Raw genomic sequence first — 10897 nt, forward strand, 5'->3', positions numbered from 1 at the left:
CAGCGTCATCCACTCAGGTCGTCGTCGTCACCGGGGTAGCGAACCCCGATCTGGCTCCGGGTCTCGTCGAGCAGTTCGAGAATCTCGAGCGTGCCGGCGTGGGGAAGAGCCGGAACCTCGATCAGTCCCTGGCGCAGTGCACGCATTACCTCTGCCGCTTCATAGTGGTACCCACGGCCATGCGTCGGTACGTCGATCCGCTCCGCTCCGGAAGCGGTCGTGCGCAGGTAGTACTCGGGGTGGTGGAACCGGTGCGGCAGCTGCAGGTTCCCGTCCGGGCCGCTGATCGCCGCGACCCACGGATTCTGCGACCGCAGACCGCAGGTGAGGGCCGCGACCGCGCCGGAGTCGTACCGCCAGGCCATCGCGACGTTCAGGTCGACGCCGTCGTCGTTGAGCGAACCGACTGCCTTCACCTCCGCCGGGCGGCCCAACGCCATGTGGGCGAAGGTCATCGGGTAGATGCCGCCGTCCATCAGCGAGCCTCCCCCGAGCGCCGGGTCGAGCAGGCGAACCGGCAATGAAGCTTTGTGGAACGCGAAGTCCGCAACCACTTGCTGTGGTTCACCGATCACGCCGCTCGCGAGATCCTTGAAGAGCGCTTGGATCACCGGATCGGTGCGCATCCACATCGCCTCGGCGAACAACGTGTTGTGCTCGTGGGCGACCGCGACCAGGTCCCGGGCCTGCTTGGCCGTCAGCGTGACCGGTTTCTCGCACAGTACGGCGATGCCGGCCTGCAGGGCGGTCCGGGCGATCGCGTAGTGCTGCGGGTGCGGCGTACCGATGTAGATCACGTCGACCTCGCCGGAGTCGATCAGCCGGCGGTAGTCGTCGTACGCGTGCGGGATGCCGAACTCGGCAGCGAACTTGTCCGCGCTCTGCTGCGAACGGGACGCGACCGCGGTGGCGACGGCGTCGTCCGGCAGCAGGCCCAGATCCTGGGTGAACTGGGTCGAGATGTTGCCGGTCGCAACGATCCCCCACCTGACGCGATCTATACCCACTGTCTGAACTCCGGGGTCGGGAACGGTCCGTCTGCTGCGATTCTCGCGGTTTCGAAGGCGTGCGCCAAGCGAATGAGCGTGACCTCACTCCGCGCCGTACCACTGATCGTCAGCCCGACCGGGAGGCCGGAGATCATCCCGGACGGCACCGAGAGCAGCGGGTAGCCGGCCAGTGCGGCGTGCGACGAGGAGCTGCCCATCACGTGGTCACCGTTGACCAGGTCGATCGTCCACGCCGGCTGGTACGACGGGCTGACCATGGCGTCGAGCTGATTGTCGCGGAGCAGGTTGTCGATCCCGTCCCGCCCGGCGCGGAGCGCTGTCAGCCGGGCTGCGACGTACACGGGGGAGTCGAGGCCGTCCGTCGCGGCCGCACGTTCGAACAGCTCCTGGCCGAACCACTGCAGCTCCTGGTCCGCGTGCTTCTTGTTGAACGCGATGAGGTCGTCCAGGTCGCGCGGGCCGCCCGGGGCGCGCGTCGCGAGGTACGCGGCCATGTCGCCCTTCAGTTCGTGGGAGAGCACGTGCAGCTGGTCCTCGTCGCCACCTGGTGTCGGCAACGACAGGTGGTCCACGACGGTCGCTCCACACTGGCTGAGCAACTCCAGCGCCCGCTCGGTGACCTGGTCGAGCCCCTTCGAGTAGCCCCAGAGAGGACCACGCGGTACGCCGATGCGCATATCGCTGAGATCAGTACCGCGACAGGCCTCGGTGTAGTCGAGCTGACCGCCTGTCAGCACCGTCAGCAGCGCGGCGGTCTGGCGTACGGTCCGGGTCATCGGTCCGGCGGTGTCCTGCGAGTGGGAGATCGGGACGATGCCCTGCTGCGGGATGAGGCCGACCGTGGGCTTCAGGCCGACCACGCCGTTCAGGGCGGCCGGGCAGACGATCGACCCGCTGGTCTCGGTACCGATCGCGTACTCCACGAGCCCGGCCGCGACCGCCGCGCCGGAACCGGAGGAGGAGCCGCCGGGCGAGCGGTTCAGGGCGTACGGGTTCCGGGTAAGGCCGCCGTACGCGCTCCAGCCGGAGGAGGACGCCGAGCCGCGGAAGTTCGCCCACTCGCTCAGGTTGGCCTTGGCCAGGATCACGCAGCCGGCCTCGCGCAACCGGCGTACCAGCGGCGCGTCCTGCGGCGGGGGCGGCTGCTCGGCCAGCGCCAGCGAACCGGCCGTGGTCGGCAGGTCCGCGGTGTCGATGTTGTCCTTGACCAGCACCGGTACGCCGTGCAGCGGGCCGCGGACCCGCCCCTCGTCACGTTCGGTGTCGAGACGGGCGGCATCGGTGAGCGCGGCGGGGTTCGGCGTACAGATGGCGTTGACCAACGGGTCGACATCCCGGATCCGCCCCTGCAACTCCTCGACCAGCGCCACACTGGACTGGGTTGAGCTCACGCCAAAGATCCTGCCAGAGTTGTAAAGGTCGGGCGTGGTGGCCGCGCGCCTACTGCGCGGCACTCGGCACGGCACCTCGCCGCACGGGTGCAAAGGCCACGATGCTCCGCATCGAGACCTTCGCCCCCGCGCGCCGATGCACCGCACTGAGCACCTGCTCGCGACGGCGCGCGGCCACACACCCGACCTACGTCCGGTTGCTTCGTCAGCGACACGCTTCGTGTCGGTCGTCGGTGAATGACATTGCTGTTGTTCAACACGTACAGTGTCAGGCGGACGGACGATCACCGACCGCACAGGAGTCAGCAGCAGATGGACAGCGCCAACGCCAGCTCTTCCGGCCCCGCCGAAGCTGCGCCGCCGGTCGTCGCCGGGCTCTCTGAGAGGGACGGCCAGATCCTGACCTTCGAGCGGCACTGGTGGAAGTACGCCGGTGCCAAGGAGCAGGCGATCCGGGACCAGTTCCAGATGTCCGCGACCCGGTACTACCAGGTCCTGAACGCGCTCATCGACCGGCCCGAGGCCCTCGCGCACGACCCGTTGCTGGTCAAGCGCCTGCGCCGGCTCCGCGCCGCCCGCCAGCGCGCCCGCTCCGCACGCCGCCTGGGTATCGAGGTCTGACAGATGTTCCGCCGCCTCAGGGCGTGCCTTGCTGCCCCACGTCCTCGGGGCGAGCAGGGGCAGGTGCTCTCGTCGCTCGTCGCGGTCGCCGCCGTGGTCGCGATCGTGGCCGGGCTGCTGGTGCTGTTCGGCACCCGCGGGAACGGGAGCAAGGCCGACGAGAAGCCGGCCGCCGCGAGTACGCCGGCCACGAAGCCGACCACCGGGCCGTCGACGGTGGGGGCCAGCATCCCGCGACCGTCCGAGAAGACTTCCGAGAAGCCAACTCAGCCGCCGGCGACCACTGAGCCGACCCAGCCGCCGGCAACATCTGAGCCGCCGCAGCAGACCGAGCCGCCGAAGAGCACGCAGCCGACCCAGCAGCCGGTGACGATCCCGGCCGAGGAACGCCCGGCGATCGAGGTATACAACAACACCTCGCGCAAGGGCCTGGCCGACTCGGTCGCGAACCGGGCCCGGCAGGCCGGCTGGACCGTGTCCGGTTCGCCGGACAACTGGCACGGCAAGGTCGCCGAGAGCACCGTGTACTACCCGCCGGGCATGCTCGCCGCCGCCAACCAGCTCGCCCACGACCTCGGCATCGGCCGGTCCAAGGGTGCGCTGGACAACATGAAGAAGGACCGCCTCACCGTGATCCTGACCTCGGACTACGCCGGATGAGCACTCCGGTCCTGCAGACCGAAGCCGGCCGCGACGGCTGGGAAGCCATCGTCACCGACCCGGCCGGCGCGGTGATCGCCACCGACTTCGACGGTGTGCTGTCGCCGCTGGTCGAGGACCCGGCCCGGTCCCGCCCGGTCGACGGCGCCCTGGACGCGCTGGCCCGGCTGGCGCGGTCGGTGAACCAGGTCGCGATCGTCACCGGCCGGCCCGCACTCGTCGCCACCGAACTGTCCGGCGTCAGCGGTCACCCGGGCCTCGGGCGCCTCGTCGTACTCGGGCACTACGGCCTCGAGCGGTGGGACGCGTCGACCGGCAAGGTGACCAGCGCCCCGGTGCCCGCGGGCGTGGCGACGGCCCGCGACCGGTTGCCCGGTCTGCTCCGCGACGCCGGCGTACCGGATGCGTTCGTGGAGGACAAGGACAGCTCGCTGGCCGTGCACACCCGCCGGCTGGACGACCCGTCGGGCGCGTTCGACGTACTGCGTGGGCCGTTGACCGCGCTCGCCGAGGAGACCGAGCTGCGGCTGGAGCCCGGCAACCTGGTCCTCGAACTGCGACCGCCCGGGATCGACAAGGGCGTCGCGATCAACAGCCTGCTCGAGTCCACCGGCGCCCGGTCGATCCTGTACGCCGGTGACGACCTCGGCGACCTGGCCGCGTACCGGGCGATCCAGGCGCGGCGCGCGGACGGGCTGCCCGCCGTACTGCTGGCGACCCGGTCCTCGAACGCGACCGAGCTGATCGACGCAGCGGACATCGTCGTCGACGACCCGAGCGGCGTGGTGACCGTCCTCACGGCCCTTTCGGACGCGATCGCAGCCCGCTGAACGCCTGCGTCACGGTCCGCCCGAGCGGCTGGACCGGACGCTCGACGTACCCGCCGTCCTGCAGGTTCGCGAGCCGCTCGAACGGGTTCCGCGACGCCGGGTCGCCGGTCAGCAGGAACGAGACCACGACGCCGACGACGTACAACGGCAGCATCGGCAGCCCGAGCAGGCAGAAGTACTGCCACGAATGCCGCTCCTCGTGCCGCACGAGCTTCGCGTCGTCGAAGTAACCCCGCTCGTGCTTGCTCAGCACCACGTTCCCGATAGTGAACGCGCCCGCCACCGGAAACCCGAGCCGATACCCGTTCGCGAACACCAACCCCCGCGGCCCCCGGCTGAACCGCGCCCGCCCCAACACCCCGACCAACGCCCCCACCACAGTGGACAGGTTCAGCAAGTTCCCCACAACCTTCACCCACTGCCACCCACTCATGCCGCTCAGTATCGCCTCAACTGCGGCAGCTCGACAGGAGGTGTCCGCCTCGACGGGCCGGTCGGCGACTGGTTCAGGCGGGCGGGGAACGGCTGAGACCGGACACCTCCTGTCGACCTGCGGCCGGAGTTGTCGGCCGCGTGGGGTAAGACTTGGCGGGTGAGTTCGGTGGTGCGGGTTTGGCGGCCGGGGCGGGTGGTGGATCCGCAGTCGGTGATCGGTGGGTTGCGGAAGGGGCCCGGTGATCCGGCGTACGTGTTCGAGCCGGGGCGGCGGACCGTGTGGCGGGCGACGCGGACGCCGGAGGGGCCGGTGCTGCTGCGGTTGACGCCGTACGCCGGGGCCGTCGAGGCGGAGGCGTGGGGTCCGGGTGCCGAGTGGGCGCTGGACGGCGTACCGGAGCTGCTGGGGGACAAGGACAGCTGGGACGGGTTCGAGCCGCTGCCGGAGCACCGGGTGCTGGTGGACGCGGCGCGGCGGTTCCCGGACGTGCGGGTGCCGCGGTCGCGGGCGGTGTTCGAGGCGATGGCGGCGGCGGGGATCGAGCAGGTGGTGACCGGCAAGGAGGCGTTCCGCGCGTGGCGGCTGCTGCTGCGCGAGTACGGCGAGCCCGCGCCGGGGCCCCGTGAGCAGGGCAACCGGGTGATGATGGTGCCGCCGGCGCCGGAGGAGTGGCGGCGGATCCCGTCCTGGCAGTTTCTCCGGGCGGGAGTCGAGGGCCGGCGGTCCCGGGTGGTGCTGACCGCGGCGTCCCGGGCGCGTGCGCTGGAGCGGACCCTGGAGCTGACCGACGGCGCCGAGATCGAGCGCCGGCTACGGTCGCTGCCGGGCGTGGGCGTGTGGACGGCGGCCGAGGTACGGCAGCGGGCGCACGGGGACGCGGATGCGTTCTCGTTCGCGGACTACCACGTGTCGCGGAACGTCTCGTACGCGCTGATCGGCGAGGAGCTGGACGACGACGGCTGCGCCGAGCTGATCGAGCCGTACCGCGGCCACCGCTTCCGCGTCCAGCGCCTGATCGAGCTCGCCGGCATCGGCCATCCCCGCTTCGGCCCGCGCAAATCCCTCCCGACCCACACCCCGGGAGCCACCCACCGGCTCTGAGATCGCCTGTCTCGGATGGTGGGATCACAAGACACAATATGGACCCGATTGGGTAATCTCGGGGCAGCTCATCCAGAGGGACTGAGGGAAACGGCCCGTTGACGTCCCGGCAACCCTCCCCGTCGAGGCCCCGTCCGGGGTGCTTGGCGAGGGAACGGTGCCAAATCCGTCCCGCGCCGAGATCCGGCCCCCGGGGAAGATGAGAGGGGAACCTCACTCATGAGCCTGACCGCCACCCACACCCTCCGTGAAGGTGCCTTCGGCAACGGTACGCACCTGAGCTGTCGCGCCTGTGGGGCGAAGTCGCCGCTCGGCCCGTTCTACGCCTGTATGGAGTGCTTCGGTCCGCTGGAGGTCGGGTACGACTACCCGACCATCACCCGCGAGCAGATCGAGGCCGGTCCGAAGAACATCTGGCGGTACCAGCCGCTGCTCCCCGTCCCCGTCGACGTGGCGAGCTTCCCGAACACCGAGCCCGGCTACACCCGGCTCGTCGACGCGCAGAACCTGGCCCGCGAGCTCGGCCTGCGCAAACTGTGGGTGAAGGACGACTCCGGCAACCCGACCCACTCCTTCAAGGACCGGGTGGTTGCCTCCGCGCTGAGTGCGACGCGCGAGCTGGGCATGAAGGTCTTCGCCTGCCCCTCCACCGGCAACCTCGCGAACGCCGTCGCCGCGGCCGCCGCCCGGGCCGGTATCCGCTCGGTCGTCTTCATTCCGAAGGACCTCGAGCGGCCCAAGATCATCACCACCGCGGTGTACGGCGGCACGCTGGTCGCGGTCGACGGCAACTACGACGACGTGAACAAGCTCGCCTCCGAGATCGCCGGCGAGGAGGAGGGCTGGGCGTTCGTCAACGTCAACGTCCGCCCGTACTACTCCGAAGGCTCCAAGACGCTCGCCTTCGAGATCGCCGAGCAGCTCGGCTGGCGGCTGCCGCAGCAGATCGTGATCCCGGTCGCGTCCGGCTCCCAGCTGACCAAGATCGACAAGGGCTTCACCGAGCTCGGCAAGCTCGGGCTGGTCGACGCGACCGACTACAAGGTGTACGGCGCGCAGGCGACCGGCTGCTCCCCGGTGGCGCAGGCGTTCCGCGACGGGCATGACGTGGTCAAGCCGGTGAAGCCGGACACGATTGCCAAGTCCCTGGCGATCGGCAACCCCGCGGACGGCCCTTATGTTCTGGACGTGGCCCGCCGTACCGGTGGTGCGATCGAGGACGTCAGCGACGAAGAGGTCGTCGAGGGCATCCAGCTGCTGGCCCGGACCGAGGGCATCTTCGCCGAGACCGCGGGCGGGGTGACGGTCGCGACGCTGAAGAAGCTGATCGCCACCGGCCAGCTCGACCCCGAGGCCGAGACGGTGATCATCAACTCCGGCGACGGGCTGAAGACGCTCGACGCCGTGGCCGACCGGGTCGGCCCCAAGGTGACCATTCCCGCGTCGTACGACGCCTTCGTGAAGGCAGGCCTGCAGTGAGTGTGAGTGTGCGCGTCCCGACCATCCTGCGGCCCTACACGAAGGGCGCGTCCGAGGTGTCCGCCGAGGGTACGACGCTGACCGAGGTGCTCGACTCGCTCGACACGTCGTACCCGGGGATCAAGGGCCGCGTGCTGGACGAGTCCGGCGAGCTGCGCCGCTTCGTCAACGTCTACGTCAACGACGACGACGTCCGCTTCTCCGAAGGCCTCCGAACCCCCATCAAGGACGGCGGCCAGGTCTCCATCATCCCCGCCGTCGCCGGCGGCTGACCTCGAATCGACCCACCCGCCGTCCGCGGGCGTCGAGTCGTGGATTTTGGTCCGGAACTGGCGCCGATTTCCACGACTCGACGCGTTGGGTGCAAGCCAATCGCCACGAGTCGGCGGCTTTAGGATTTGGGAATGCGTGCGGTTGTGGTCGAGCGGTACGGCGTACTGCCTGAGGTGCGGGAGGTGCCGGAGCCCGCGGTCGAGGCCGGGGCGGTGGTGCTTCGCGTGGAGGCTACCGGGCTGTGCCGGAGTGACTGGCACGGGTGGATGGGACATGATCCGGACATCGTGCTGCCGCATGTGCCGGGGCATGAGCTGGCGGGGACGATCGCCGCGGTCGGGGCCGGGGTATCGGGGTGGGCGGTCGGGGATCGGGTGACGACGCCGTTCATCTGCGCGTGCGGTACGTGCGAGCAGTGCCGCGAAGGCAACCAGCAGGTCTGCCCGAATCAGCTCCAGCCGGGCTTCAACTACTGGGGCTCGTTCGCCGAGTACGTCGCCGTACCGTACGCCGAGGTGAACCTGGTCCGCCTCCCCGACGACATGGACTTCGCCACCGCCGCCGGCCTCGGCTGCCGGTTCGCCACGTCCTTCCGCGCCGTCCACCAGGTAGCACAGGTCCGCGCCGGCGAACGCGTCGCCGTCTTCGGCTGCGGCGGCGTAGGCCTGTCCGCGGTCATGATCGCCTCCGCCCTAGGCGCCGAGGTCACCGCGATCGACACCAACCCCAAAGCCCTAGCCCTAGCCCAAACCCACGGCGCCACCCACCTCCTCCAGCCCCCACCACCCACAACAACCGCCGAGGCGGACGCGGTTGTCACCCGGCTCCGGGAGCTGGGCGGACCCCACGTGACCATCGACGCGCTCGGCTCCAGCGACATCGTGCAGCAGGCGCTGCAAGCGCTCCGTCCCCGCGGCCGCCACGTACAGATCGGTCTCCTACCCGCCGGAGTCAACCTCGACGTGGGCCGCCTGATCGGCCAGGAACTCGCCTGGCTCGGCAGTCATGGCATGCCCGCCCACGCCTACCCCGAGATGCTGGAACTAGTTGCTGCCGGCAACCTGCACCCCGCCGAACTCGTCACTCGCACCATCACCCTCGACGAAACCCCAGCCGGCCTGGCAGCCCTCTCCAGCGGCGCCCCCGCCGGCATCACGATCATCGCCCCGTAACCACCCGCCCACACCGCGCCTCCCGACCCACCCTCCATATCCGCGTCGCCCGGTCCGCCCTCCGCACCCGGAGTCCCATCCCGTGCCGCGCAGCGCGGCACTTGGTGGGTAGGCCCACCAGATGCAGGGTTCCGCACCCACGTCAGGCCGGCTAACCCAGCATCTGGTGGGTTAGCCCATCAGATGCTGCGGCGGAGAGGCATGGGGGAGATGGACGGGCCGGGTGTGAGACCGGTTCGTGCTGGCCGGCGCGGGGTTCGGAGGCGCGGTACTTGCGGCGTCGGGAAGTCGGACTCGCCGTACTTTGGCTGCCCTCCGGTGAGATCCCTTTGCGGAACATTTCCGGCACCAGGCGCAACTTTGTTTCCGAAGAGCGCTCTGGATCTCGTCATCGCGGCCGTGCGACGGTCGGATTCCGATCGGGGAGGCGATGGAACGGATGGCTTCCAGGCGCTCAGAGTTCACGTATTTCGGGAACATTTGCTACGACAGACCGGACAGGGTCGAGTTGTGCCTCGATGTGCTTGGTCCGGCGCCGTTGCCGGTCGTGCCGATTCCGGTCGTCGTACGGATCGATGGCTGCCCGGGGTGGGGACCCGGGGAGCGCTCGTGGGCCTGGCTGCCGTTCGCGAATCCGGTTCTCGCCCGGGCAGGCCTGCTGACCGTCGCGGTCTCCGTTCGGCACAGCGGGCAAGCCGTGTTCCCCGCGCAACTGCACGACGTACGGGCCGCTCTGCGCTGGATCCGCCGCAACCCTCTCGGACTGCCGATCGATCCTCGGCGGATCGGCATCTGGGGCCAGTCCGCCGGCGGGCACCTCGCGGCCCTCGCCGGGCTCGTCCGGGGCGGCACCTCGGGTCCTGGACGTACGGCGGAACCGGACGTTCGTGCGCGTTCTCGGCGTACGGGGGAACCGGTCGGCTGTGCGGGTTCTCGAGGTACGGCGGAACCGGAGGTCCGGGCCGTGGTGACGATCAGCGGTCCGAGCGATCTCCTGCGCCAAGGCGGCGACCTGCGGGTCGACCGGCCCTCACCGGTGACGACGTTGGTCGGAGGCGACGTGAGGACGCACCGCGAACAGCTCCGGGCGGCCAGTCCGATCACGCAGGTCGCCGCCGGTGCGCCACCGTTCCTGATCGTCCACGGCACCGCCGACGAGACCGTTCCGTACGAGCACGCCGAGCGGCTCCACCACGCGCTGCTCGCCGTCGGCGCCCGTTCACGTTTGCTGCCGATCGTTGGCGGCGACCACGATCTCCGCGATGACCGGTACGCCGTGGCGAACGAGGCCGCGCGGTTCTTCCGGGAGGCTCTGTAGCTACAGGCGGATCAGGTAGATGGTGGGTGGGCGGCCGGTGCGGCCGTGTTGTTGGGTGCCGGTGGGGGCGGCGAGGCCGGCTCGTTCGAGGCGTTTGAGGACTCGGCGGGCGGTGCGGAGCTGGACGGCCAGGTGGTCGGCGACGTCTTGGGTGGTGAGGCCGTCGGGGAGGGTGGCGGTGAGTTCTCGCATCCGGGCGAGGGTCTGGGTGTTGAGGCCGACGCGGCGGGCCAGCAGCGGGAGGCTTTCGGTGCCGCGGATCGTGGACGGCTGCTCGCCGGTGGGTTCGATCACGATCTCGACGTCGTCGGACATCGACACCACACCGGCGACGGTGCCGATCGACGCGGCCCGGCCGACCGCGCGGCGGGCCAGGGCCTCGGCCTCGGCGGCGGTCCGCCCGATGCCGAACCCGACGTACGCCGTACTGTGCCGCGCGGCGAGGTGATCCAGCAGCGGCATCCGGGAGAACTGCTCGGTCGCCTGCTCCAGCAGGCCGCGCGTGGTGACGACGAGGTGCCGGCCGTCGGGGAGTGCGGCCAGGCTGCCGCCGAGCGTGATCAGGTCGGCGGCGAGCGCGTCGTCCGGCTCCGGGAGGTCGATGAC

Annotated in this window: 11 protein-coding genes, 1 pseudogene and 1 riboswitch; of the genes and pseudogenes, 8 read left to right on the top strand and 4 right to left on the bottom strand. The window is 70.3% G+C overall.

The genetic code is table 11. The annotated features are described in order from the left end of the window. Positions 1–5 precede the first annotated feature (5 nt). Positions 6–1007 (bottom strand): Gfo/Idh/MocA family oxidoreductase, encoded by a 1002-nt coding sequence (locus VFF46_RS22620; protein WP_325039187.1) that lies wholly within the window; start codon positions 1005–1007, stop codon positions 6–8. Then, positions 998–2401 (bottom strand): amidase, encoded by a 1404-nt coding sequence (locus tag VFF46_RS22625; protein ID WP_325039188.1) that lies wholly within the window; start codon positions 2399–2401, stop codon positions 998–1000. The genes VFF46_RS22620 and VFF46_RS22625 overlap by 10 nt, the downstream gene beginning before the upstream one ends. Positions 2402–2713: 312 nt before the next feature. On the opposite strand from VFF46_RS22625, the gene VFF46_RS22630 reads away from it, so the two are divergent. From VFF46_RS22630 to otsB, 3 genes are all read left to right on the top strand, one after another. Further along, on the top strand, positions 2714–3022 hold the full coding sequence (locus VFF46_RS22630; RefSeq protein WP_325039189.1) for a DUF3263 domain-containing protein: 309 nt from the start codon (positions 2714–2716) through the stop codon (positions 3020–3022). 63 nt (positions 3023–3085) lie between these two features. Further along, positions 3086–3682 (top strand): LytR C-terminal domain-containing protein, encoded by a 597-nt coding sequence (locus VFF46_RS22635; RefSeq protein ID WP_325039190.1) that lies wholly within the window; start codon positions 3086–3088, stop codon positions 3680–3682. Further along, positions 3679–4512, top strand: a complete 834-nt coding sequence (gene otsB, locus VFF46_RS22640) for a trehalose-phosphatase (protein WP_325039191.1) — start codon at positions 3679–3681, stop codon at positions 4510–4512. Before VFF46_RS22635 ends, otsB begins: the two co-directional genes overlap by 4 nt. Here otsB and VFF46_RS22645 read toward each other — a convergent pair. Next, positions 4478–4945: a hypothetical protein gene (locus VFF46_RS22645; protein WP_325039192.1), complete on the bottom strand. Its 468-nt coding sequence runs from the start codon at positions 4943–4945 to the stop codon at positions 4478–4480. The genes otsB and VFF46_RS22645 overlap by 35 nt on opposite strands. A gap of 159 nt (positions 4946–5104) precedes the next feature. Between VFF46_RS22645 and VFF46_RS22650 the strand changes: the two genes are divergently transcribed. From VFF46_RS22650 to VFF46_RS22670, 5 genes are all read left to right on the top strand, one after another. Beyond that, complete coding sequence (locus VFF46_RS22650; RefSeq protein WP_325039193.1) at positions 5105–6049, top strand: DNA-3-methyladenine glycosylase 2 family protein; 945 nt, start codon at positions 5105–5107, stop codon at positions 6047–6049. 65 nt (positions 6050–6114) lie between these two features. Further along, positions 6115–6255, top strand: a riboswitch (SAM riboswitch). A gap of 13 nt (positions 6256–6268) precedes the next feature. Then, complete coding sequence (gene thrC, locus VFF46_RS22655) at positions 6269–7528, top strand: threonine synthase (RefSeq protein ID WP_325039194.1); 1260 nt, start codon at positions 6269–6271, stop codon at positions 7526–7528. Further along, entirely contained in the window at positions 7525–7800 is a 276-nt protein-coding gene (locus tag VFF46_RS22660; protein WP_325039195.1) for a ubiquitin-like small modifier protein 1, read from the top strand. The genes thrC and VFF46_RS22660 overlap by 4 nt, the downstream gene beginning before the upstream one ends. Before the next feature lie 132 nt (positions 7801–7932). After that, the gene (locus VFF46_RS22665; RefSeq protein WP_325039196.1) at positions 7933–8973 is read left to right on the top strand and encodes a zinc-dependent alcohol dehydrogenase family protein; all 1041 of its coding nucleotides are present in this window, start codon (positions 7933–7935) and stop codon (positions 8971–8973) included. A 547-nt stretch (positions 8974–9520) separates the two neighbouring features. Next, a complete protein-coding gene (locus VFF46_RS22670) occupies positions 9521–10291 on the top strand; it encodes a prolyl oligopeptidase family serine peptidase (RefSeq protein WP_325039197.1) in 771 nt (256 codons plus the stop codon). On the opposite strand, the pseudogene VFF46_RS22675 reads toward VFF46_RS22670, so the two are convergent. Next, positions 10292–10897: pseudogene (locus VFF46_RS22675) on the bottom strand (helix-turn-helix domain-containing protein); the annotation flags it as partial.

The sequence above is a fragment of the Kribbella sp. genome, from assembly GCF_035655035.1.
Classification (GTDB): Bacteria; Actinomycetota; Actinomycetes; order Propionibacteriales; family Kribbellaceae; genus Kribbella.

Excerpts from the sequence above, each read along its gene's own strand:
- VFF46_RS22645 (WP_325039192.1), bottom strand. The coding sequence starts at position 4,945 with ATGAGTGGGTGGCAGTGGGTGAAGGTTGTGGGGAACTTGCTGAACCTG.
- VFF46_RS22665 (WP_325039196.1), top strand. The coding sequence starts at position 7,933 with ATGCGTGCGGTTGTGGTCGAGCGGTACGGCGTACTGCCTGAGGTGCGG.
- thrC (WP_325039194.1), top strand. The coding sequence starts at position 6,269 with ATGAGCCTGACCGCCACCCACACCCTCCGTGAAGGTGCCTTCGGCAAC.
- VFF46_RS22630 (WP_325039189.1), top strand. The coding sequence starts at position 2,714 with ATGGACAGCGCCAACGCCAGCTCTTCCGGCCCCGCCGAAGCTGCGCCG.
- otsB (WP_325039191.1), top strand. The coding sequence starts at position 3,679 with ATGAGCACTCCGGTCCTGCAGACCGAAGCCGGCCGCGACGGCTGGGAA.